The organism is Micromonospora carbonacea, assembly GCF_014205165.1.
GTDB classification, from domain to species: Bacteria; Actinomycetota; Actinomycetes; order Mycobacteriales; family Micromonosporaceae; genus Micromonospora; species Micromonospora carbonacea.
The window spans coordinates 1,194,087-1,216,877 of the sequence record NZ_JACHMZ010000001.1; the positions used below are offsets into that span (position 1 = coordinate 1,194,087).

At 73.6% G+C, this 22,791-nt stretch carries 18 protein-coding genes; 12 read left to right on the top strand and 6 right to left on the bottom strand.

Annotation, left to right across the window (positions count from 1 at the left end; genetic code table 11):
• Positions 1-222: 222 nt before the first annotated feature.
• Positions 223-2,931: a pyruvate, phosphate dikinase gene (gene ppdK / locus HDA31_RS05495; RefSeq protein WP_178066075.1), complete on the top strand. Its 2,709-nt coding sequence runs from the start codon at positions 223-225 to the stop codon at positions 2,929-2,931.
• A gap of 64 nt (positions 2,932-2,995) precedes the next feature.
• On the opposite strand, the gene HDA31_RS05500 is transcribed toward ppdK, so the two are convergent.
• Positions 2,996-3,496 (bottom strand): roadblock/LC7 domain-containing protein, encoded by a 501-nt coding sequence (locus tag HDA31_RS05500; protein ID WP_074474930.1) that lies wholly within the window; start codon positions 3,494-3,496, stop codon positions 2,996-2,998.
• A gap of 290 nt (positions 3,497-3,786) precedes the next feature.
• Between HDA31_RS05500 and HDA31_RS05505 the strand changes: the two genes are divergently transcribed.
• On the top strand, positions 3,787-5,106 hold the full coding sequence (locus HDA31_RS05505) for a deoxyguanosinetriphosphate triphosphohydrolase (protein ID WP_246384091.1): 1,320 nt from the start codon (positions 3,787-3,789) through the stop codon (positions 5,104-5,106).
• Between the two features lie 55 nt (positions 5,107-5,161).
• Positions 5,162-5,992, top strand: a complete 831-nt coding sequence (locus HDA31_RS05510) for a siderophore-interacting protein (RefSeq protein WP_178066074.1) — start codon at positions 5,162-5,164, stop codon at positions 5,990-5,992.
• A gap of 21 nt (positions 5,993-6,013) precedes the next feature.
• Here HDA31_RS05510 and HDA31_RS05515 read toward each other — a convergent pair whose 3' ends face one another.
• The 4 genes from HDA31_RS05515 to HDA31_RS05530 all read right to left on the bottom strand — a co-directional run bounded on the left by HDA31_RS05515 (position 6,014) and on the right by HDA31_RS05530 (position 9,998).
• Positions 6,014-7,114, bottom strand: coding sequence for a sensor histidine kinase (locus tag HDA31_RS05515; RefSeq protein WP_281370208.1), 1,101 nt, complete (start codon positions 7,112-7,114; stop codon positions 6,014-6,016).
• A 10-nt stretch (positions 7,115-7,124) separates the two neighbouring features.
• Entirely contained in the window at positions 7,125-7,820 is a 696-nt protein-coding gene (locus HDA31_RS05520) for a response regulator transcription factor (RefSeq protein ID WP_074474610.1), read from the bottom strand.
• 58 nt (positions 7,821-7,878) lie between these two features.
• Positions 7,879-8,583 (bottom strand): VanZ family protein, encoded by a 705-nt coding sequence (locus HDA31_RS05525; protein ID WP_178066072.1) that lies wholly within the window; start codon positions 8,581-8,583, stop codon positions 7,879-7,881.
• A gap of 152 nt (positions 8,584-8,735) precedes the next feature.
• On the bottom strand, positions 8,736-9,998 hold the full coding sequence (locus tag HDA31_RS05530; RefSeq protein ID WP_178066071.1) for a serine hydrolase domain-containing protein: 1,263 nt from the start codon (positions 9,996-9,998) through the stop codon (positions 8,736-8,738).
• 198 nt (positions 9,999-10,196) lie between these two features.
• Here HDA31_RS05530 and dnaG point away from each other — a divergent pair, with 198 nt between their 5' ends.
• A complete protein-coding gene (gene dnaG, locus HDA31_RS05535; protein ID WP_178066070.1) occupies positions 10,197-12,071 on the top strand; it encodes a DNA primase in 1,875 nt (624 codons plus the stop codon).
• Positions 12,071-12,637: a hypothetical protein gene (locus HDA31_RS05540; RefSeq protein WP_178066069.1), complete on the top strand. Its 567-nt coding sequence runs from the start codon at positions 12,071-12,073 to the stop codon at positions 12,635-12,637. Before dnaG ends, HDA31_RS05540 begins: the two co-directional genes overlap by 1 nt.
• A gap of 126 nt (positions 12,638-12,763) precedes the next feature.
• Here the strand turns inward: HDA31_RS05540 and HDA31_RS05545 are convergent, their stop codons facing one another.
• Entirely contained in the window at positions 12,764-13,342 is a 579-nt protein-coding gene (locus tag HDA31_RS05545) for a hypothetical protein (protein WP_178066068.1), read from the bottom strand.
• Between the two features lie 614 nt (positions 13,343-13,956).
• On the opposite strand from HDA31_RS05545, the gene HDA31_RS05550 reads away from it, so the two are divergent.
• The 7 genes from HDA31_RS05550 to HDA31_RS05580 all read left to right on the top strand — a co-directional run bounded on the left by HDA31_RS05550 (position 13,957) and on the right by HDA31_RS05580 (position 22,752).
• A complete protein-coding gene (locus tag HDA31_RS05550) occupies positions 13,957-15,135 on the top strand; it encodes an ROK family protein (protein WP_178066067.1) in 1,179 nt (392 codons plus the stop codon).
• Positions 15,132-16,706, top strand: coding sequence for a sugar ABC transporter ATP-binding protein (locus tag HDA31_RS05555; protein WP_178066066.1), 1,575 nt, complete (start codon positions 15,132-15,134; stop codon positions 16,704-16,706). Before HDA31_RS05550 ends, HDA31_RS05555 begins: the two co-directional genes overlap by 4 nt.
• Positions 16,703-17,839 (top strand): ABC transporter permease, encoded by a 1,137-nt coding sequence (locus HDA31_RS05560; protein ID WP_178066065.1) that lies wholly within the window; start codon positions 16,703-16,705, stop codon positions 17,837-17,839. Before HDA31_RS05555 ends, HDA31_RS05560 begins: the two co-directional genes overlap by 4 nt.
• A 140-nt stretch (positions 17,840-17,979) precedes the next feature.
• The gene (locus HDA31_RS05565) at positions 17,980-19,038 is read left to right on the top strand and encodes a substrate-binding domain-containing protein (RefSeq protein WP_178066064.1); all 1,059 of its coding nucleotides are present in this window, start codon (positions 17,980-17,982) and stop codon (positions 19,036-19,038) included.
• A gap of 53 nt (positions 19,039-19,091) precedes the next feature.
• Positions 19,092-20,285: a Gfo/Idh/MocA family protein gene (locus tag HDA31_RS05570; protein ID WP_178067735.1), complete on the top strand. Its 1,194-nt coding sequence runs from the start codon at positions 19,092-19,094 to the stop codon at positions 20,283-20,285.
• A 413-nt stretch (positions 20,286-20,698) separates the two neighbouring features.
• Positions 20,699-21,910: an inositol-3-phosphate synthase gene (locus HDA31_RS05575; RefSeq protein WP_178066063.1), complete on the top strand. Its 1,212-nt coding sequence runs from the start codon at positions 20,699-20,701 to the stop codon at positions 21,908-21,910.
• Positions 21,907-22,752, top strand: coding sequence for an SCO3242 family prenyltransferase (locus tag HDA31_RS05580; RefSeq protein ID WP_178066062.1), 846 nt, complete (start codon positions 21,907-21,909; stop codon positions 22,750-22,752). The genes HDA31_RS05575 and HDA31_RS05580 overlap by 4 nt, the downstream gene beginning before the upstream one ends.
• Positions 22,753-22,791: the final 39 nt, after the last annotated feature.

Genomic DNA, 22,791 nt, shown 5'->3' on the forward strand with positions numbered 1-22,791 from the left:
AATTGCGTGATCGTGCGCGTGGAAACGTTCCCAACAACCGGTACGGACGCGGATAGTCGTGACGGCTGTGCCGATTGTCACCAAGTAGCCCCAGGTCACGCGATGTTCGCTTAGCCTTCGCCCACCGATCGGCGACGACACCGGATTAGCGGTGGTCAGCCCTGGGGTATCGGAAAACTGAACCTTCGTTAAGTGTCAGTCCGGCGCGCGTGGGAGGCTCTGGTGACATCGCAAGAGACGGTCGATCACAAGTACGTCTACGACTTCGCCGAGGGCAACAGGGACCTCAAGGACCTGCTCGGCGGCAAGGGGGCCAACCTCGCCGAGATGACGAACCTCGGCCTGCCGGTGCCGCCCGGCTTCACCATCACCACCGAGGCCTGCCAGGCGTACCTCGCCACCGGACGGGAACCGGACGGGCTCGCCGGCCAGATCGAGGCGCACCTGGAGTCGCTGGAGCGGGGCATGGGCCGCCGCCTCGGCGACCCGCACGACCCGCTGCTGGTCTCCGTGCGCTCCGGGGCGAAGTTCTCCATGCCGGGCATGATGGAGACCGTCCTCAACGTCGGCCTCAACGACCGCAGCGTCGTCGGGCTCGCCGCCCAGGCGGGCGGCAACGAACGGTTCGCCTGGGACTCCTACCGCCGGCTGATCCAGATGTTCGGCAAGACCGTCTGCGAGGTGCCGGGCGAGGAGTTCGAGCACGCGCTCGACGGGGCCAAGCGCGCCCGGGGCACCACCAGCGACCTCGACCTGGACGCCGACGACCTGCGGGGGCTGGTCGACGCGTACAAGAAGATCTTCCTCAAGCACACCGGGCGCGACTTCCCGCAGGAGCCCCGCGAGCAGCTCGACCTGGCCATCCGCGCGGTCTTCGAGTCGTGGAACGCCGAGCGCGCGGTGCTCTACCGCCGGCAGGAGCGCATCCCCGCCGACCTCGGCACCGCCGTCAACGTGGTGGCCATGGTCTTCGGCAACCTCGGCCCGGACTCCGGCACCGGCGTCGCCTTCACCCGCGACCCGGCCAGCGGCGCGCAGGGCATCTACGGCGACTACCTGGCCAACGCCCAGGGCGAGGACGTCGTCGCCGGCATCCGCAACACCGTGCCGTTGCAGGACCTGGAGCGCCTCGACAAGCGGTCCTACGACGAGCTGCTCGACATCATGGCCCGGCTGGAGGGGCACTACCGGGACCTGTGCGACATCGAGTTCACCATCGAACGCGGCAAGCTCTGGATGCTCCAGACCCGGGTCGGCAAGCGCACCGCCGCGGCGGCGTTCGTCATCGCCGGCCAGCTGGTCGACGAGGGCCTGATCGACCTCGACGAGGCGCTGCACCGGGTCAACGGCGCGCAGCTCGCCCAGCTCATGTTCCCCCGGTTCCAGCTCGACCACGACTTCGAGCCGGTCGCCAGGGGCGTCGGGGCGTCGCCGGGCGCGGCGTCCGGCAAGGTGGTCTTCACCTCCGCCCGCGCCGTCGAGCTGGCCGCCGAGGGCGAGGCGGTGATCCTGGTCCGCCGGGAGACCAACCCCGACGACCTCAACGGCATGATCGCCGCGAGGGGCATCCTCACCTCGCGCGGCGGCAAGACCAGCCATGCCGCCGTGGTCGCCCGGGGCATGGGCAAGACCTGCGTGTCCGGCGCCGACGAGATCGACGTCAACGTGCCCGCGAAGCGGTTCACCGTCGCCGGGCAGACCGTGAACGAGGGTGACGTCGTCTCGATCGACGGCACCACCGGCAAGGTCTACCTCGGCGAGGTGCCGGTCACGCCGTCGGAGGTGGTGCGCTACTTCGAGGGCACGCTCGACCCGCACGAGGCCGACGACGCGCTGGTCGGGGCCGTGCACCGGATCATGACGCACGCCGACGCGGCCCGGCGGCTGGCGGTGCGCGCGAACGCCGACACCGGCGCGGACGCCGCCCGGGCCCGGCGCTTCGGCGCGCAGGGCATCGGCCTGTGCCGCACCGAGCACATGTTCCTCGGCGACCGGCGCGAGCTGGTCGAGCGGCTGATCCTGGCCCGCACCGACACCGAACGCGCCGACGCCCTCGCCGCGCTGCTGCCGTTGCAGCGCGACGACTTCGTGGAGATCTTCCGCGAGATGGACGGCCTGCCGGTCACGGTGCGGCTGATCGACCCGCCGCTGCACGAGTTCCTGCCCCCGCTGGAACAGCTCGCGGTCGACGTCGCCGTCGCCCAGGAACGCGGCGAGGACGTGGCGAAGGAGGAGGCGCTGCTCGCCGCCGTCCGGCGGATGCACGAGGAGAACCCGATGCTGGGCCTGCGCGGGGTGCGGCTCGGCCTGGTCATCCCCGGCCTGTTCGCCATGCAGGTGCGGGCGATCGCCGAGGCCGCCGTGCGGGTCACCCGCGAGGGCGGGTCGGCCTGCCCGGAGATCATGGTCCCGCTGGTCGGGGCGGTCCAGGAGCTGGAGACGGTGCGCGCCGAGGCCGAGAAGATCATCGCCGAGGTGGTCGGGGACAGCGGCGTCGAGGTGCTGATCGGCACGATGATCGAGGTGCCCCGGGCGGCGCTGACCGCCGGCCAGATCGCCGAGGCGGCGCAGTTCTTCTCCTTCGGCACCAACGACCTGACCCAGATGGGCTGGGGCTTCTCCCGCGACGACGTGGAGGGGGCCTTCTTCTGGCGCTACCTGGAGCTGGGCATCTTCGGCATCTCGCCGTTCGAGTCGATCGACCGTGACGGCGTGGGCCGGCTGGTGCGGATCGCCGCCGAGGAGGGCCGGGCCGCCCGGCCGGGGCTGAAGCTCGGCGTCTGCGGCGAGCACGGCGGCGACCCGGAGTCCGTCCACTTCTTCCACTCCGTCGGCCTGGACTATGTCTCCTGCTCGCCGTTCCGCGTGCCGGTGGCCCGCCTGGAGGCCGGTCGCGCGGCGGTCGAGACGGTCGGCTCCGACAGCCGCTGAACCGTCGGCCAGGCGCCGGCCCCGGTGGGGAAGCCGCACGCATCCCGCACCGGGGCCGGCGGGCTCAGATCGGCGGACGCCGCCAGCCGGTCGCGCGGGGCGCGTTCGGCGTGCGCCCCGGCAGCGTCGCCATCGGGGTCCGCATGGCCAGCGGCGCACGCGGGTCGGGCGCGGGCATGCTGACGGGCGCGCTGCGCTCCTGGTCGAAGGCCGAGCCGGTCCGGGCGGCCACCTCGCGGGCCTCCCGGTGCAGGGCCTCCAGGTCGGTGCGGGCCCCGGTGACCAGGGTCAGCAGGGCGTGCCGACCGGCCGGGTAGGTCACCACGCAGCCCCGGGCGGTGAACACGACCGACTCCTGGAACTCGCCGTGCCGGACCGTGTCGGCGACCCGGTGGCCGAGGCCGAAGCTGGCCGCGGCCAGGGCCGCCAGGTGGGTGGCGTCGGTCGTCGGCAGGTCGCTGGAGATGAGCAGGCCGTCGGTGCCGGCGAGCACGCCCCCGGCGACCTCCGGCCGGCGCTGGCGTAGCCCCCGGAGTTCCGTTTCCAGCACCGTGTCAGCGTCCACGAGCGTCACTTCCCGTCGTCCGATTCATCAGGTTCGGATCTGATTCAGGTGGGCGGATCATCGGTAACGTTCTGCTCTGGGAACGCTACCGGTCGCCATGGTGGACCGCGACCCGTCACGGTCGGCAATTAGCCGACAACTCTCGACTGATCGGCTGTTGCGCGCCGCCGGGCGGGGACTCGTCGCGCGCCGCGGGGGGCGGGGAGCCGGCGCCGCGCCACCGGCGGTCGTCGGGCGTAGCCTGGTGGCTCTCGCGAAGGATGTCGTAGCGCCGGTGGAGGGTGGACCGCATGACCAGCGCCCGGGACGCGGGCTCCGCCGGCGACGCGGGCGGCTCCGACTGCTCCGCCGGCCACCCGGGCGGCCCCGACCGTCACCGCCGGGGCGGCTGCGGCGGCGCGCGCTGGGTCGACGAGCCGGCCAAGGACACCGGCGCCGGCCGCTCGCCGTACGAGCGGGACCGGGCGCGGGTGCTGCACTCGGCCGCGTTCCGCCGGCTCGCCGCGAAGACCCAGGTGCACACCGCCGGCACCGACGACTTCCTGCGTACCCGGCTGACCCACTCGCTGGAGGTGGCGCAGATCGCCCGGGAGATGGGCGCCCGGCTGGGCTGCGACCCAGACGTGGTCGACACCGCCGGGCTGGCCCACGACCTCGGCCACCCGCCGTTCGGTCACAACGGCGAGGCCGCCCTGGACCAGCTCGCCGCGCCGTGCGGCGGCTTCGAGGGCAACGCCCAGACGCTGCGGGTGCTCACCCGGCTGGAGGCCAAGGTGCTCGCCCCGGGCGGCGGGTCCGCCGGGCTCAACCTGACCCGGGCGTCGCTCGACGCCACCACGAAATACCCGTGGCCGCGCCGGCCGGCGGGCGGCAAGTTCGGGGTGTACGCCGACGACCGGCCGGTCTTCGACTGGCTGCGCGCTGGCGCCCCGGCCGAGGGGCGGCGCTGCCTGGAGGCCCAGGTGATGGACTGGGCCGACGACGTGGCGTACTCGGTGCACGACGTCGAGGACGGCGTCCACGGCGGGTACGTGGGCCTCGGCCCGCTGCTGGCCGACCCCGACGAGCGGGCGGCGCTCTGCGCCGACGTGGCCGCCACCTACTCCGGGGAGTCCCCGGCGGACCTGGGCGTCGTGCTGGTCGAGCTGCTCGCCGACCCGGTGCTCGCCCCCCTCGCCGGCTACGACGGCAGCCACCGGGCCCAGGCCGCGCTGAAGGCGACCACCAGCGTGCTCACCGGCCGGTTCGTCTCGACGGTGGTGGCCGCCACCCGGGAGCGCTGCGGGCCCGGCCCGCTGCGCCGGTACGCGGCCGACCTGGTGGTGCCGCGCCGGGTCCGGGCCGAGTGCGCGCTGCTCAAGGGGCTGGCGCTGCGCTACGTGATGCGCCGCCCCGGCGCCCGGCGCCGCTACGAGCGGCAGCGGGAGGTCCTCACCGAGCTGGTCACCGCCCTGACCCGGCGGGCCCCCGAGGCGCTGGACCCGGTCTTCGCCCCGCTGTGGCGGGACGCCCCGGACGACGCCGCCCGGCTGCGCGTGGTGATCGACCAGGTCGCCTCGCTCACCGACCCGGCCGCCGTCGCCTGGCACGAGCGGCTGCGCGCCGGCTGAACGCTCACCGATCCGGCCGGTGGGCACCCGAGCGAACTTAGGTTAGCCTAAGCGCATGACGGAGCGCCCGAAGAAGGTCACCACCGCGCGGGTCCTGCGGACCTGGCGGCCCACCCCGCACGTGATCCGGCTGGTGCTCGGCGGGGAGGAGCTGACCGGCCTCCCGGTGGGCGAGCACACCGACCACTACGTGAAGCTCGTCTTCCCGCCGGACGGGGTGACCTATCCGGAGCCGGTCGACCTCGCGGCGATCCGCCGCCTGCCCGCCGACCAGTGGCCGCGGCTGCGCGCGTACACGGTGCGGGCCTTCGACGCGGCGGCCAACGAGCTGACCATCGACGTGGTGCACCACGGCGACGAGGGGGTGGCCGGCCCCTGGGCGGCCCGGCTGCGGCCCGGCGACCCGGTGCGGTTCGTCGGCCCCGGCGGGGCGTACGCGCCGAGCCCCGACGCCGACTGGCACCTGCTGGTGGGCGACGAGAGCGCGCTGCCGGCGATCGCCGCGGCCCTGGAACGGCTCCCGGCCGGCGCCCCGGCGCGGGTCTTCCTGGAGGTGGCCGACGCCGGCGAGGAGCAGCCGCTGCCCAGCAAGGGCGACGTCGAGCTGACCTGGCTGCACCGGGGCGACCGGCCGGTCGGCGAGGCGCTGGTGGCGGCGGTGCGGGCGCTGGACTTCCCGCCCGGCGACGTGCACGCCTTCGTCCACGGTGAGGCGACCTTCGTCCGCGAGCTGCGCCGGCTGCTGCGCGTCGAGCGCGGCGTGCCCCGCGAGTGGCTGTCGATCTCCGGCTACTGGCGGCGGGGGATGGACGACGAGGGCTGGCGCTCGACCAAGCCCGACTGGAACCGGCAGGTCGAGGCCGACGAGGCCACCGCGCCCGCCTGACGCGACCCCACTCCCGTCGACCTACGGCGCGCCGGGGAACCGGACCGTGACGAGGAGACCGCCGTCGGGGCCGGGGACGAGGTCGAGGGTCCCGTCGTGGGCGCGGACGATGCTGTGCACGATGGCCAGGCCGAGGCCGACGCCGGCGTGTTCGTCGGTGCGTACGCGTTCCGTTCCGCGCTGGAACGGTTCGACGAGGAGCGGCACCAGCTCCGGTGGGAGCCGGCGACCCGTGTTTTCGACCCGCAGCACGCTGATGCCGCCGTGCGCCTCGGTGTGGATCGTCACCGTGCCGCCGCCGGGAAGGTTGTGGACGACGGCGTTCTGGACGAGGTTCGCCACCACCTGCGCCAGGAGGTCGGCGGAGCCGCTGGTCCGGGCCGCCCCGCCGGTGACTTCGAGCGTGATCCGGCGCTGTTCGGCGAGGGGCAGCAGCGTTTCGGCGGCTTCTTCGGCGAGGAGGGAGAGGTCGATGCTCTCTCGGGTGAAGTCTCCGCGGTCGCCCCGGCTGAGCAGCAGGAGGGCCTCGGTGAGGTCGATCGCCCGCTTGTTGGCGGCGTGCAGGCGTTCGATGAGTTCGTCCCGGCCCCGAGCGGGGTCCCTGCGGGCGACGTCGAGCAGCGTCCGCGAGATCGCGAGCGGGGTGCGCAGTTCGTGGGAGGCGTTCGCGGCGAACCTCTGCTGCTCCGCGACGTGGGACTCGAGTCGTTCGAGCATCGAGTCGAAGGCGTCGGAGAGTTCCCGGAACTCGTCGCTGCGGCCCTCCATGCGCGTCCGGTGGGACAGCGATCCGTCCGCGGCCAAGCGGGTGGCATGTGTGATGCGGGTCAGCGGCGCGAGCATCCGCCCGGCGAGGATCCATCCGCCCAGGAGGCCGAACATCAGCAGGAAGGCCAGCACCTCGGCTGCCCTCGGGGCGAAGGCGCGGAGCAGGTCGGAGCGGTTCGGCACGAACATCACGGGGAGGTGGAGAGGATAGCGGCCCGGTTCGGGCAGCCGGGGGGTGTCGATCACCTCGGGTACGTAGCGCAGCAGGAACACCCACACCGTGCCGAGGAGCAAGCCGCCTGCCAGCATGACGAACCCGGCGTAGCTGAGGGTCATCTTGAGGCGGACGCTCAAACCGGGCTCCCTAGCCACGGTCTCCTCCCGTACGCGCGGTGCCGGGTGCCGTGGCGATGCGGTAGCCGACACCGGGCACGGTGGCGATGATCCATGGTTCCCCGAGCCGTTTACGCAGTGCGGAGACGGTGATGCGTACGGCGTTGGTGAAGGGGTTGGCGTTCTCGTCCCAGGCCCGTTCCAGCAGTTCCTCGGCGCTGACGACCCCGCCCTCGGCGGCGACGAGGACCTCCAGGACGGCGAACTGTTTGCGGGTGAGCGCGACGTAGCGTCCGTCGCGGAAGACCTCCCGGCGGAAGGGGTCGAGCCGCAGGCCCGCGATCTCGCGGACCGGGGGCCGGGCGTGCCCGCGCCTGCGGTCGAGGGCTTTGAGCCGGAGCACGAGTTCCCGGAGTTCGAACGGTTTGGTGAGGTAGTCGTCGGCGCCGATCTCGAACCCGGAGGCCTTGTCGTCGATCCGGTCGGCAGCGGTGAGCATGAGGATCGGGATGCCGCTGCCGGAGGCGACGATGCGCCGGGCGACCTCGTCGCCGGAGGGGCCGGGGATGTCCCGGTCGAGGACCGCGAGGTCGTAGGAGTTGACCCCGAGCAGTTGCAGGGCGGAGTCGCCGTCGCCGGCGATGTCGGCGGCGATCGCCTCCAGCCGCAGACCGTCACGGACGGCCTCGGCCAGGTAGGGCTCATCCTCCACGATCAGTACGCGCATGCCTGAACCCTATGATCGTCGCGAAGCCTCACCCACCCACGCACACCGGGCACGCGACTCAGCCGGCCGGTGCCGGCGCGGGGCGAGGCTGGTCCGCAGCCGGCTCGGCCGTGGTGCGCCACCAGCGGCGTGACGCCAGCGCGGCCAGCGCGGCGCCGGTGGCGTTGACCAGCACGTCGTCCACGGAGGACACCCGGTCCAGCCGCAGGACGTACTGCGCGGTCTCGACCAGGGCCGAGCAGGCCGCGCCGAGGGCCAGGACCCGCGGCACGGACGCCAGCGCCGCGAACCGCAGCGGAGCGAAGAACCCCAGCGCCGCGAAGACCAACAGGTTGCCGCCGATCCCGAGCGGCCCCATCGTGACCAGGTCCCGCAGCGGGACCAGGCTCACCCGACCAGCGACGATGCCGGCTCCGGGGCCCGGCATCAGGGTCAGCCACACGAACGGCGCCGTCCCGTAGGCCAGGCCCACCTCGGCCAGCGACATCCGCCCCGCCGACGCGACGCCGACGGCGCGCCGCCGGCTCGACAGGCTCCACGCCGCCAGAGCCGCCAGCGGCAGCCCGACCAGCGTCATGAGCACCACGCCGTTCTCCGTGTCGTAGCAGCCGTGCCACCGTCCGGCCAGGCACCTCGGCGCGGCCATCATGAGCGGCCGCCGCACCACGAACGCGGCGCACGCCGCGCCGAGGATCGCCAGGCTCAGGAGCACGATCCGGCGCGTGCGGCGGGACGGCGCGGACGGAGATTCGCTGCGGTTCATGCCCCCATCGAAGCCGACGGGCCGTTGCGGTGGCGTATGCGATTCTCCATACGTCCGCGATACACGCATCCGATCCGGCCGCCGCGCCACCGGCGGCTCGATCCACCGGTGACGCGGCGGCCCGGTCCACGGCGGGCCTGCTGCCCGACCGCTCAGCCGCCGCCGGGTGGATCGACCGGCCCGCCGGTGACGGCCTCCGCCTCCCGCAGGCAGATGTCCAGCAGCGGCGCGCCGTCCTCGTTGGTGAGGACGACGCCGACCCAACCAGTGTCGGGGTAGATGCTCCAGTTGGCGCCGATGCCAGGGGCCCCGCCGCCGCGCCCGATCACCCACTGGCCGTTGACGATGCTGACCGGCATGGTGTAGCCCGCGTACGCCATGGGTGCCGGGCCGGGGAGCTTGGCCCCGGCGAACAACTCGGCGTGGGGCCGGTCCAGCACCGTGCCGTGGCGCAACGCCTCCGCGAACCGCACCAGGTCCGGCGCGGTGGCGAAGCCGTCGCCCGAGGCGTAGCCGATGAAGCTGCGGCCCGGGTTCCTGCCCTGCGTGTACGGGTCGACGCTGCCCTTGTCCAGGTTGCGGACCGCGTCCACCAGACTCCCGTCGGCCTGCATCATGTACGGGTGCGCGATGTGCTCGTCGGTGAGCCACTGCTCCCGGGTGTAGAACGCCGAGCCGCTCATGCCGGAGCGCCCGAGGACGTGCTCGTGCACGTAGTCCCAGAACGTCACGCCGGACACGGCCTCCACGATCTGCGCGGCCATGGCCAGGCCGACGCCGCCGCCGGGAAGGTGGCCGTTGGATCCCGCGCCGGGGACCCCCACCAGTGTCGCCTGCCGAACCCACTGCTCGTAGTGCTCGTGCACCTCCTCCCGGCTGTGGTAGACGCGCTGCCAGTCCGGCATCGGGGCGTCCAGCCCGGACGTGCTGGTGAGCAGGTGGTGGATGGTCACCTGCTCGGCGATCTCTCGGGCGAGGCCCGTGAGGTGGGCGCCCACCGGGTCCGACAGCGTCACTCTGCCCTGCTGCACCAGCTGTAGGACGGCCACCGACAGGAACGGCTGGCTTCCCGAGGAGAGGTTGAACGCGACGCCCTCGTGGTTGCGGATCCCCCGCTCCCGGTCGGCCATGCCGTAGCTGCGCGACAGCACCGTCCGGCCCCGGTGCGACAGCAGCACCACGCCGGAGAACCTGCCCTCGGCGGCCAGCTGCGCCACGTACCGGTCGTAGGCTCCGCCGGGCCGGGTGTCCGGCGGGATTCGGTCGTGCCCGGCCGGGCCGGTGGGGGCCGGGGCGGCGTGGCCGATCCCGGCGCCCAGCAGCGGCCCGCCGGCCGCCACCATCCCGGCGGCGGCCATCCCGCCCCAGGTGATCAGCCGTCGCCGGTCGACACCGCGTGCGTTGTCCGGGCCCATGGTCATGCTCCTTTCCCGGTCGACGAGACCTGCGCTGACAGTGATGCGCTCTGGTTCATTCCCGTACTCAAGACGCGCGACGGTTGCGGTGGCGTATGCACTTTTCGATACGCCCGCGATACGCGGTGAACCCGCCGTCCCCCCGACGCCGTGTGGGTCATCCCGGCAGGGCAGGATGTAGGGCCGAGGGGGTGGCGAATGGCTGGGCGGATCCGCGACGAGGACATCGCGCTGGTCCGGGAGCGCACCTCGATCGCCGAGGTCATCTCGGACACGGTGACGCTCCGGTCGGCCGGCGGCGGCAACCTCAAGGGGCTGTGCCCGTTCCACGACGAGAAGAGCCCCTCGTTCAACGTCTCGCCCGCCCGTAACGTCTGGTACTGCTTCGGCTGCGGGGCCGGCGGCGACGCGATCAAGTTCCTGATGGACGCCGACCACCTCAGCTTCGTCGAGTCCGTCGAGCGGCTCGCCGCCCGCGCCGGCATCCAGCTTCGGTACGTCGAGAACGACCAGGCCGCCCCGCGCGCCGCCCGCCCCCAGCAGGGGCAGCGGCAGCGCCTGGTGGCCGCGCACGCCGCCGCCGTCGAGTTCTACCAGGCGCAGCTCGGCACGGCCGGGGCCCGACCGGCCCGGGAGTTCCTCGCCCGGCGGGGCTTCGACCGGGCCGCCGCCCAGCGGTACGCCTGCGGCTTCGCCCCGGACGCCTGGGACCTGCTCACCAAGCACCTGCGGCAGCAGGGCTTCACCCACGACGAGCTGGTCACGGCCGGGCTGTCGCGCCCGTCGCGTTCCGGCACCCTGATCGACCGGTTCCGTCGCCGGCTGATGTGGCCGATCCGCGACATCACCGGCGACCCGATCGGGTTCGGCGCCCGCAAGCTGTTCGACGACGACGACGGCCCGAAATACCTGAACACCCCCGAGACGCCGATCTACAAGAAGTCGCACGTCCTCTACGGCATCGACCAGGCCAAGCGGGAGATCGCCAAGCAGGGCAAGGTGGTCGTCGTCGAGGGCTACACCGACGTGATGGCCTGCCACCTGGCCGACGTCCCGACGGCGGTGGCGACCTGCGGCACGGCGTTCGGCGCGGACCACATCTCGGTGCTGCGCCGGCTGCTGCTGGACACCGACGACGTGGCGGGCGAGATCATCTTCACCTTCGACGGCGACGCCGCCGGGCAGAAGGCGGCGCTGCGCGCGTTCGACGACGACCAGCGCTTCGTCGGGCGCACCTTCATCGCGGTCAGCCCCGACAACATGGACCCGTGCGACCTGCGCCTGGCAAAGGGCGACCTGGCCGTGCGCGACCTGGTCGCCCGCCGCGAGCCGCTCGTCGACTTCGCGCTGCGCCACGTGATCAACCGGTACGACCTGGACACCGTCGACGGCCGGGTGGAGGCGATGCGCCGGGCCGCGCCGATCGTCGCGAAGATCAAGGACCGGGAGAAGCGCCCCGAGTACGTCCGCAAGCTCGCCGGCGACCTCGGCATGGAGATCGAGCCGGTGCAGCGGGCCGTGCTCGCCGCCGCCTCCGGCCAGCCCGCCGGCGGCGCGGCGGCGGCACCGGCGCGCGCCGCCCGGCCCGCGCCCGCCACGGACAGCCCGATGTCGCTGGTCGAGCGGGAGGCGCTGAAGCTCGCCCTCCAGGAGCCGGTGCTGGCCGGGCCGATGTTCGACGCGGTCGAGGCGGCGGAATACCACCACCCGGTGCACGTGGCCGTGCGGGAGGCGATCGCGGCGGCCGGCGGGGCCGCCGCCGCCACGCAGGGCGCGGTCTGGGTCGAGGCGGTCCGCGACGCCTGCGCCGACCTCGCCGCCCAGGCTCTCGTGGGCGAGCTGGCCGTGGAGCCGCTGCGCATCGACGGGGAGCCCGACCCCCGGTACGTCTCGGTGACCATCGCCCGGTTGCAGTGGGGCTCGGTGACCGGCCGGATCCGGGATCTCAAGTCGAAGATCCAGCGGGTCAACCCGGTCAGCAACAAGGACGAGTACTTCGCGCTGTTCGGGGAGCTGCTGTCGTTGGAGCAGCACGCGCGGGCGCTGCGCGAGCAGGCCGCGGGAGGGCTGTGATGGGGCTGTTGCGCCGTAAGCCGAAGCTGCCTCCGGCGGCGCGTCCGCCGCTGTCCGACGCCGAGCGGGTGCTGGCCTGGGCCGCCGCCGGACCGGGCGCGGCCGGTGCCGAGGGCGGTGCCGAGGGTGGTGGCGGTGGCGTGCTGGTCGCCACCAACCTGGGGCTCTGGCTGCCGGGGCGGGACGCCCGGCTGGGCTGGCACGACGTCCTCAAGGCCGTCTGGTCGGGGCGGGAGCTGACCGTCACCCCGGCCGAGCGGGTCGCCGAGCGCGCCGGGTACGTGGTGGTGGCCGACGGCCCCGTCGAGACGTACCTGCTGCTCGCGCCGGCTGAGCTGCCGCACCAGGTGCGGGCGCGGGTGACGCGTTCGGTGGCGTACACCCAGCACCACCCGGTGCCCGGCGGCGCGGGCCGGATCGCCGCCCGCCGCGTGCCCGGGGTGGATGGTCTGACCTGGACGGTGCGCTACGACCCGGGGACCCCGACCGACGACGAGCCGGTGGTCGCGGAGACCGACCGCCTGGTCGCCGCCGCCCGCGCCGCCACGGCCCCCACCGACCTCTGACGCTCGTCGCGTCACCTGCTCGACGGCGTCGCGATGTGCCTGGTCGCGTTTGCCGGCCCGGCCACCGCGTCCAGGCCGGTGCCCTGACGCGGCTCGCCCGGCGCCGGCGGGGCCGGGGCGGGTAGTTCACGGGTTGACGCAGGTCGGAATCTCGCCGTTGTGGCCGACCCGGATCGTCTGGCCGGCGTAGACCCAGCCGGGGTAGCGGTCGCCCGGCTGCGAATTGCTCAAGTTGTCGTTGGGCTTGTCGGTGTTCCAGCGGATGCGCAGCCACACCGGTCCGATGGAGTCGGTCGGATCGGGGTCGAAGTCGGTCGTGGCGGTGCAGTCGGCCCACACCACGGTCTCGTTGTGCGCGGCGCCGATGTGGTGGCCGGACGTCGTGCCCGACGAGCGGACCCACAGGTGGTTTGGCGCCTCAATCACGAGAAAGGGGGCCGGTTGTCCTGCGGGCGGTGCGAGGTAATCGAAGTTCTTCGCTCTGGCCTCGGCTGCCTCGCGGGTCAGGCCCTTTAGAGTCGAGGCGACGGTCACGACGTTGTTGTCGCCGTTGAGCTGCACGTTCCCGGTCCCCGACTGGTTCAGGTCGGTCCGGGGAGCGGGGTTGGCTTCAGAGCGAGCTAATTTGACGCCCACCGCGACTGCGGCGACGACGACGCCCGCCGCGGTCCAGAAGTACGTTTTGCGTGACAGGCTCATCGCCATGGCAGGTTCTTCTCCGTTCGGGTCGAGGACAGGGGTGCCGTCCGTGCCTTCGATAGCCTGTCCGTGATCAACGGCTAGCGTCGGACGCGGAGTGCGATGGGGTTGATGCGCCCTGTCATGTAGATGTCCCTGAGTTTCTTCGGTGGCTCGGTCGGCTGTCGCCGGTTGGCGGGCAAGCGGCCGCTTCCCCCGGGGCGCGTCCTTGGGGAGGTGCGACCGCGAGGGGGGAGGCGATGGCCTCCGCCGAGGCTTCCGCCTGCGGAGTTCGACGCCGAGCGGGGGCGCGGTCGGGCGCTCTCCGTCGGGCGGTCGGCCGATGCGGAGGCCGTGCGTTGAGCTGCGCGACGACCGCAAGCTGTGCAGTTCCACCGTCGGTCGCTAGCCGTCGCATCGCCGGTCACCGTCTCGTTCGCCCCTTCCGCCCCGTTCGCTCCTCCCGGCGGCGGGGCGAAGGCTTTTCTAGGTCGACTACTTGCTTTTGTTCGAACGGACGAAAGTTGTGGTCGGATTGGCCGAAGCTCTGGACAGTGGCCGCAGAACGCTTCTACTGTGTCGCACACAACACGTCGCGATTTCGTCGATGTGAACGACTCCGATGCGGAGGTGAGTTGCCGGTGCGAACGGTGGAGCCCCTGCACCTGCGGCTGTTGCGGTTGCTCCGCGACGAGGGAGCCGTGTCCCGGGCGGAGCTGGGCGACCGGCTGGAGATGGCGCGCCCCCGGCTGCTCGCCGAGCTGGAGCGGCTGGTGGACCTCGGCTACGTCGCCGAGGCCGGCCTCGCGGCGTCGCGGGGCGGGCGCCGGTCGACCCTGGTCGAGCTCAACCCGCAGCTGCGCTTCGCGGCGGTCGACCTCGGGGCGAGCTCGATCGACGTCGAGGTGGTCAACGGGCGGCTGGAGCCGGTGTCCGCGTACGCGGAGCCGGCCGACATCCGCAACGGTCCGAAGGTGACCCTCCAGCGGGTCAACGAGCTGCTGCACAAGTTCCGGGTCGACGGGGCGTACGAGCGGCTGCACGCCGTGGGCATCGGCGTCCCCGGGCCCGTGAGCTTCCGCGACGGGGTGCCGGTCTCGCCGCCGATCATGCCGGGCTGGGACCGCTTCCCCGTCCGCGAGCTGCTGACCCGCGAGCACGGCTGCCCCGCGGTGGTCGACAACGACGTCAACATCATGGCGATCGGCGAGCGGCACGGCGGCGTCGCCCACTCGGTGGACGACTTCCTGTTCGTCAAGATCGGCACCGGCATCGGGTGCGGGATCTACCTCAGCGGCGAGGTCTACCGGGGCACCGACGGCTGCGCCGGGGACATCGGCCACATCCAGGTCGACACGCACGGGCCGACGTGCTCCTGCGGCAACGCCGGCTGCCTGGAGGCGCTGTTCAGCGGGGCCGCCCTGGCCCGCGACGCGAACGCCGCCGCCCGCAACGGCTCCTCGCCGGCCCTGGCCGAGCGACTGTCCACCCGGGGCACCGTCACGGCGGAGGACGTCGCCGAGGGCGCCATCGAGGGCGACGTGGTCTGCATCCAGCTCATCCGCGACGGCGGCCGGCGGGTCGGCGGCGTGCTGGCCGGGCTGGTCAGCTTCACCAACCCGTCGATGATCGTGATCGGCGGCGGGCTGGCCAGGCTGGGCCACATCCTGCTCGCCGAGATCCGCAGCGTGGTCTACCGCCGGTCGCTGCCACTGGCCACCGGCAACCTGCCGGTCGTCCTGTCCGAGCTGGGCTCGCGCGCCGGGGTGGCCGGCGCCGCCGTGCTCGCCAGCGACGTGGCCTTCGGGGAGGCGTCATGAGCCAGGACGAGAACGCGGCCCCGCTGGTCGAGGCCCCCGCCGACACCGTGGCCGGTGAGGTGGTGCTGCGGCTGACCGACGTGGTGAAGACCTTCCCCGGCGTACGGGCGCTGGGCGGGGTGCAGCTCGAGGTGCGGGCCGGCGAGGTGCACTGCCTGCTCGGCCAGAACGGCGCCGGCAAGTCCACCCTGATCAAGGTCCTCGCGGGGGTGCACCGCCCCGACTCGGGCCAGGTGCAGTGGCGGGGCCAGCCGGTCGAGTTCACCAACCCACAGGCCGCCATGCGCGCCGGCATCGCCACGATCTACCAGGAACTCGACCTGGTCGACGACCTGTCGGTCGCCGAGAACGCGTTCCTCGGCCACGAGCCGCGCCGGGGCGGTTTCGTCCGCCGCGGCCACATGGCCCGCCGGACCCGGGAGATCCTGGGCCGGCTCGGCCACGGCGAGATCCCGCCGGGCCGGATGGTGCGGGCGCTGCCGGCGGCCGGCAAGCAGATCGTCAGCATGGCCCGGGCGCTCTCCCACGAGGCCCGACTGATCATCATGGACGAGCCGAGCGCGGTGCTGGCCCACGACGAGGTGGGCAACCTGTTCCGGATCATCCGTGAGCTGACCGCGCAGGGCATCGCCGTCATCTACATCTCCCACCGCATGGAGGAGATCCGCGAGATCGGCGACCGGGTGACCGTACTCAAGGACGGCCGGACCACGGCGGCGAACCTGCCGGCGCGCGACACCCCGACCGGCGAGCTGGTCGCGAAGATGACGGGCCGCACCATCGAGTACGTCTTCCCGGACCGTCCCGCCGACACCGGCGCCGGCGCGGAGCTGCTCCAGGTCGACGGGCTGACCCGGGCCGGGGAGTTCGCCGACGTGTCGCTGCGCGTGCGGGCCGGCGAGATCGTCGGCATCGCGGGGCTGGTCGGCTCCGGCCGCTCCGAGCTGATGGAGACCATCTACGGCGCACGCCGCGCGGATGCCGGCACGGTCCGGATGGGCGGGCACGCGCTGCGTCCGGGCAGCGTCGGCGCGGCGGTACGGGCCGGCATGGGGCTGGCCCCCGAGGAGCGCAAGAGCCAGGCGCTGCTGCTCGGCGAACCGATCTTCCGCAACGTCACGCTGGCCACGTTCGGCCGGTTCGCCCGCCTCGGCTTCACCGACGCCGGGCGGGAACGGGCCGAGGCGGAGGGAATCGCCGACTCCCTGGAGCTGCGTCCCCGCGACGTGCGCCGGCCGGTGCGCACCCTCTCCGGCGGCAACCAGCAGAAGGTCGTGGTCGGGCGCTGGCTGCTCGGCGGCACGAAGCTGCTGCTGCTCGACGAGCCCACCCGGGGCGTCGACGTCGGTGCCCGGGCGGAGCTGTACCAGGTGATCCGGGGGCTGGCCGCCCAGGGCGTCGGGGTGCTGCTGGTCTCCAGCGAGGTGCCCGAGGTGCTCGGCCTGGCCGATCGGGTGCTGGTGATGCGCGAGGGCCGGATGGTGCGCGAGGCGCCCGCCGGTGAACTGGACGAAGACACGGTGCTCGACCTCGTCATGGCGGGGTCGCTGATGGAAGGCGCACCAGCATGACCGATAGCACACCCACCGCCACACCGGAGCGGCCGGCGGAGCTGCCGGCCCAGTCCCCGCCCGTGGACCCCGCCGCGACGGCGGCGACCGCCAAGAGCCCCGGTCACCACGGGGCCGCCCCTGCCGGCCGGCTCTCCTTCTGGCGCGGCGACAGCGGCGAGGGCGCCCGGCGCAACCTCGGCCTGATCGGCGTCCTCGTCGTGCTGGTCGTGATCGGCATCGCGACCCGCCCCGACCTGTACGGCAACTCGAGCTGGGTGTGGGACAACATCCTCACCATCCTCAAGCTCGCGTCCGTGGTCGGCGTGGTCACCGTCGGCATGACGTTCGTGATCATCGGCGGCGGGATCGACCTGTCGGTCGGCGCGATCGTGGCGCTGGCCGGGGTGTGGGCCACCACGCTGGCCACCCAGAGCTACGGCACGGGTGGCATGATCTTCACGGCGCTCGCCGTCGGGCTGGGCGTCGGCCTGGTCAACGGCCTGCTCGTCTCCTACGGGAAGCTGGTGCCGTTCATCGCCACCCTGGCCATGATGGTGGCCGCCCGGGGCCTGGCCGCGGAGATCTCCGACAAGCAGACCCAGGTGTCGAGCAACAGTGTGATCAACGGGATCGCCAGCACCAGCCCGCTCGGCATCCCCCTGCTGGTCTACATCCTCGCCGCCGTGGTGGTCGCCGGCTGGGTGCTGCTCAACCGGACGACGTTCGGCCGGCGCACCGTCGCCGTCGGCGGCAACCCGGAGGCGGCCCGGCTCGCCGGCATCAACGTGCGGCGGCACACCGTGCTGCTCTACGCGCTGTCCGGCCTCTGCTGCGGCATCGCCGCGATCATGCTGACCGCGCAGGCCAACTCCGCCCAGGCGGCGATGGCGAACCTCTACGAGCTGGACGCGATCGCCGCCGCGATCATCGGCGGCACGCTGCTCAGCGGCGGGCGGGGGACCATCGTCGGCTCCCTGCTCGGGGTGATCATCTTCTCCACCATCACCAACCTCTTCGCCATCAACGGCCTCTCCACCGAGGCCCAGAACATGGTCAAGGGCGGGATCATCGTGGCCGCCGTCCTGATCCAGCAGTTCCAGTTCCGCAGCTTCACCCAGTTCCTCGGCCGCAACCGCCTCACCACCACCTGATCCGCCCGAGGCACCCGAGCACCACCCGCACCACCACCCGAGGCACCACACCGCCCAGCACATCCGGCGACCGTCGCACCGACGGTGGCTCGGCGCACCACACCCTTCTTCCGCCCACCACCCTCTTCCAGGAGGTCGTCATGACCCAGCACAGTCGGGACCTGTCCCGTCGGCGGCTGCTGTTCGGCGGGGCCGCGCTCGGCGCGGGCGCGCTGCTCACCGCGTGCACCAGCAACGAGGCGGCGCCCACGGCGGCGCAGACCAAGGTGGCCGAGGCCGCCTCAGGCGGCAACAGCGCCCCGGGCAAGCAGGTGACCATCGGCTTCTCCGCCCCGGCCGCCGACCACGGCTGGATCGCCGCCATCACCAACAACGCCAAGGCGCAGGCCGGCGCGTACTCCGACGTGAAGTTCACGTCGGTCGAGGCCGGCGCGGACGCGGCGGCCCAGCGGGCGGCGCTGTCCACCCTGGTCGCCCAGAAGCCGGACGTCATCGTGCTGCTGCCGCACGACGGCAAGGAGCTCAACGCCTTCGGCCTGGAGGCCATGAAGGCCGGCATCCCCGTGGTCAACCTGGACCGGGCCTTCCCGGACGCCCGGGCCTACCGGCTCCAGATCAAGGGCGACAACTACGGCATGGGGGTGGCCGCGGCCACCTTCATCATCGAGCAGCTCAAGGCCAAGGGCGTCAGCAACCCGATCATCGGCGAGATCCCCGGCATCGACTCGCTGGAGCTGACCCAGGAGCGCTCGAAGGGCTTCGCGGACACGCTCGCCGCGAGCGGCTTCAAGGTGGCCAACCGGCGTCCGGCGGAGTTCACGGCGGACTCCGGCCAGCAGGCCGCCACCGGCCTGTTCCAGGCGCTGCCGAAGATCGACGCGATCTGGAACCACGACGACGACCAGGGCATCGGGGTGCTCGCCGCCGTCAACCAGGCCAACCGCAAGGAATTCTTCATGGTCGGCGGCGCCGGCTCGAAGAAGGCGATGGAGGACATCCAGGCCGACAACACGGTCCTGAAGGCCACCGTCACCTACAGCCCGTCGATGGCGTCCTCCGCGATCTCGCTCGCCCGGCTCATCGGCCAGGGCAAGGGCATGTCCGACCTGGTGGAGCTCCAGGTGCCCAAGGAGATCGTGCTGGCGTCCGAGACGATCACCAAGGAGAACGCGAGCAACTACCTCAAGCTCGGGTTCTGACACACGGGGGGAGACCCACCTTGTCCACTCACCACAGTCAACTGCGGGTCGGGATGGTCGGCTACGCGTTCATGGGCGCCGCGCACTCACAGGCGTGGCGCACCGTGAACCGGGTGTACGACCTGCCGGCGCAGGTGCGGATGTCGTTGGTCTGCGGCCGGGACACCGGCAAGGTGGCCGAGGCCGCCGACCGGCTCGGCTGGGACGGGTACACCACGGACTGGCGTAGCCTCGTCGAGTCCGACGAGATCGACGTGGTCGACATCTGCACACCGGGGGACAGCCACGCCGAGATCGCGCTGGCCGCGCTGGCCGCCGGCAAGCACGTGCTCTGCGAGAAGCCGCTGGCCAACACGGTCGCCGAGGCCCGCGAGATGGCCGCCGCGGCGATCGCCGCGCAGGCGTCGGGGGTCCGGTCCATGTGCGGCTTCACCTACCGCCGGGTCCCGGCGGTCACCCTGATGCGGCAGATGATCGCCGACGGAAGACTCGGCACCATCCGCCACGTCCGGGCGGCGTACCTCCAGGACTGGATCGTCGACCCGCAGTTCCCGCTGGTCTGGCGGTTGCAGAGGGACAAGGCGGGCTCCGGCGCGCTGGGTGACATCGGTGCGCACATCATCGACATGACCCAGTACGTCACGGGCCAGCGGATCACGGGGGTCAGCGCGATCACCGAGACGTTCGTCAAGCAGCGTCCGTTGCCGGCGGAGTACAGCGGCCTGGCCGCGCAGGCCGCCGGCAACGGCGCGGCCGACGGTCCGGGCCCGGACACGGGACCGGTCACCGTGGACGACGCGGCGGTCTTCGTGGCCCGGCTCGCCGACGGCGCGCTGGCCACGTACGAGGCGAGCCGCTTCGCCACCGGCCGCAAGAACGCGCTGCGGATCGAGATCAACGGTTCGCTGGGCACCCTGGTCTTCGACCTGGAACGCCTCAACGAGCTGGAGTTCTACGACGCGACGCGGCCCGCCGCCGAGCAGGGCTTCACCCGCATCCTGGTGACCGAGGCCGAGCACCCGTACATGTCGGCGTGGTGGCCGCCGGGCCACATCATCGGCTACGAGCACAGCTTCACCCACCAGGCGCGCGACCTCGTCGAGGCGATCGCCACCGGCGTCGACCCCGCGCCGTCGTTCGTCGACGGGTTGCAGGTCCAGCTCGTGCTGGACGCGGTGACCCACTCGGCGGAGCAGGGCTCCAGCTGGACCGACGTGGAGCCGGCGTTGGAGGCGGTCGCCGCCTGACCGGACGGCGGTGCGGCCCACGGGCCGCGCCGCCCGACCAGAGGCTTTCCGGACCGGCCGGCGAGGGACCCGCCGCGGTTGCGCCCCGCGGCGGGGACGGGGTCGGCTCCGGAGGGCGTGCGACGGCGGGCACCCGCCCGGCGCGCACGACAGCACGACGGCTTCTCCGGCGCGGCCGGACCGGGATTCCCCGGTCGCGCCGGAGGGCCGGGCACCACGCACTGCGGGGGAGACAGGGACGGGACGCCGACCGACCCTGCCTGCCAGCTCCGTCCGCCGCCCGATCCGGCGAACCCGCCCGGCACCGTTGTCGCCGCTTTCGGCGCCGGACGTGGGGAGTCGGGCCGGGCGGCCGGGCGGGGCGCATAATATCGACGTTGATCTATGCTGGGACCACTGGCGGAAGGAGCACCATGCGTACGGGTGTCTGGCTGGTGGGGGCGCGCGGCTCGGTCGCGACCACCAGCATCGTCGGGGCGCTCGCCCTGCGGGCCGGGCTCACCGGCCCGACCGGCTGCGTCACCGAGCTGTCCGAGCTGCGGGGCCCCGCGTGGCCCTCGTTCGCCGACCTCGTGTTCGGCGGTCACGACGTGGCCGCCACCCCGCTGGCCAAGCGGGCCGAGGCCCTGGCCGACGCCGGGGTGGTCCCGGCCCGGCTGGTCGCCGCGCTCGGCGAGGAGTTGGCCGCCGTCGACGACGACGTGCGCCCCGCCCCGATGGGCGGGACCCAGGCCGACCGGGCCGCGGCCGTCGTCGCCGACCTCGCCGCGTTCCGCGAACGGCACGGGCTGGACCGGGTGGTGGTGGTCAACGTCTCGGCCACCGAGCCGGCCGCCCGCCCGCACCCCGCGCACGCCGACCCCGACGCCCTGGCCGCCGCGCTCGCCGCCGGCGCGGAGGTGCTGCCGCCCAGCTCGCTGTACGCGTACGCGGCGTTCACCGCCGGCTGCCCCTACGTGGACTTCACCCCGTCGACCGGGGCCCGGCTGCCCGCCCTCGCGGCGCTGGCCGCCCGGCACGCCGTGCCGTACGCGGGGCACGACGGCAAGACCGGGGAGACCCTGCTCAAGTCGGTGCTCGCCCCGATGTTCGCGATGCGGCACCTCGCGGTGCGCTCCTGGTCCGGCACGAACCTGCTCGGCGGCGGCGACGGCGCGACCCTGGCCCAGCCGGACGCCAACGCCGCCAAGGTCGCCAGCAAGCAGCGCGTCCTCGGCGAGATCCTCGGGTACGTCCCGCAGGGCGACACCCGCATCGACTACGTCGAGGAGCTGGGCGACTTCAAGACGGCCTGGGATCTGATCACCTTCGCCGGCTTCCTCGGCACCGGCATGCGGCTGGAGTTCACCTGGCACGGCTGCGACTCCGCGCTGGCCGCCCCGCTCGTGCTCGACCTGGCCCGGATCACCGCCGCCGCGCACGCCGCCGGCCGGCACGGGCCCCTGACCGACCTGGCGTTCTTCTTCAAGGACCCGCTCGGCCCCGCCGACTCCGGGCCGGACGCGGGTGCGACCGCCGATCGTGCCCCCGGTCACGCGCTGGGCGAGCAGTGGGCCCGGCTGGCCGCGTTCGCCGCCGACCTGCACGCCGGGGCCGGGACGCCGCCGGCCGGCGGTGCCGCGTGAGCACCCTCGGCGACCTGGCCGAGCTGGTCCGCGCCCCGGCCGGGCTCTCCGTGCCCGGCGACGTGCTGGCCGGCGCGGCGGCGGCCGGCGCGCTCGGTCGGCGTACGCCCGGCCTGGCCGCCGCGTCGGTGCTGCTCTACTGGGCCGGGATGGCCGCCAACGACTGGGCCGACCGGGGCCTCGACGCGGTCGAGCGCCCGGAGCGGCCCATTCCCAGCGGCCGGGTCAGCCCGCCCGCCGCGCTCGGCGTCGCCGCCGGCCTCACCGCCGCCGGGGTGGCCCTGGCCGCCGCGGCGGGCGGCCGGCGCGCCGCCGCCGTCGCCGTGCCGCTGGCCGCCGCCGTCTGGGCGTACGACCTGGCGGCCAAGAACACCGCCGCCGGCCCCGCCGTGATGGCGGCCTGCCGGGGGCTGGACGTGCTGCTCGGCGCGACCGGCGGCCGGCTGTCCCGGGCCGTGCCGGCGGCGGCCACCGTCGCCGCGCACACCTGGACGGTCACCGCCCTGTCCCGCCGCGAGGTCGGCGGGACCGACCGGGTCCTGCCCGGCGCGACCCTCGCCGGCACGGCCCTCGTCGCCGCCGCGGCAGTGGGCCCCCGGCCCGCCGCCGCCCCGGCGGCCCTCGCCGCCGGTTACCTCGCCCGCTACGGCGGGGCGCAGGCCCGGGTGCTCGCCGACGGTTCGGCGGGGCGGGTCCGGGCCGCCGTCGGCGCGGGCATCACCGGGCTGCCCGCGTTGCAGGGCGCGCTGACCGCCCGGGCCGGCGCGGGGCTGCTGGGCCTCGCGGTCGCCGCCGCCGCGCCGCTGGGCCGGCTGCTGGCCCGGAAGGTGTCCCCGACGTGACCGCCGACCCGCCGGCCGACCCCGCCACCGCCGACCGAC

Coding starts and splice junctions, on each gene's coding strand:
- HDA31_RS05520 (WP_074474610.1), bottom strand. CDS start 7,820: ATGCGCGTACTGATCGTGGAGGATGAGCCCTACCTGGCCGAGGCCGTC.
- HDA31_RS05525 (WP_178066072.1), bottom strand. CDS start 8,583: ATGAACCGCAGCGAATCTCCGTCCGCGCCGTCCCGCCGCACGCGCCGG.
- HDA31_RS05570 (WP_178067735.1), top strand. CDS start 19,092: ATGGTCGGCTACGCGTTCATGGGCGCCGCGCACTCACAGGCGTGGCGC.
- HDA31_RS05575 (WP_178066063.1), top strand. CDS start 20,699: ATGCGTACGGGTGTCTGGCTGGTGGGGGCGCGCGGCTCGGTCGCGACC.
- HDA31_RS05560 (WP_178066065.1), top strand. CDS start 16,703: ATGACCGATAGCACACCCACCGCCACACCGGAGCGGCCGGCGGAGCTG.
- HDA31_RS05565 (WP_178066064.1), top strand. CDS start 17,980: ATGACCCAGCACAGTCGGGACCTGTCCCGTCGGCGGCTGCTGTTCGGC.
- HDA31_RS05510 (WP_178066074.1), top strand. CDS start 5,162: ATGACGGAGCGCCCGAAGAAGGTCACCACCGCGCGGGTCCTGCGGACC.
- HDA31_RS05530 (WP_178066071.1), bottom strand. CDS start 9,998: ATGGGCCCGGACAACGCACGCGGTGTCGACCGGCGACGGCTGATCACC.
- HDA31_RS05555 (WP_178066066.1), top strand. CDS start 15,132: ATGAGCCAGGACGAGAACGCGGCCCCGCTGGTCGAGGCCCCCGCCGAC.
- dnaG (WP_178066070.1), top strand. CDS start 10,197: ATGGCTGGGCGGATCCGCGACGAGGACATCGCGCTGGTCCGGGAGCGC.
- HDA31_RS05545 (WP_178066068.1), bottom strand. CDS start 13,342: ATGGCGATGAGCCTGTCACGCAAAACGTACTTCTGGACCGCGGCGGGC.
- HDA31_RS05505 (WP_246384091.1), top strand. CDS start 3,787: ATGACCAGCGCCCGGGACGCGGGCTCCGCCGGCGACGCGGGCGGCTCC.
- HDA31_RS05540 (WP_178066069.1), top strand. CDS start 12,071: ATGGGGCTGTTGCGCCGTAAGCCGAAGCTGCCTCCGGCGGCGCGTCCG.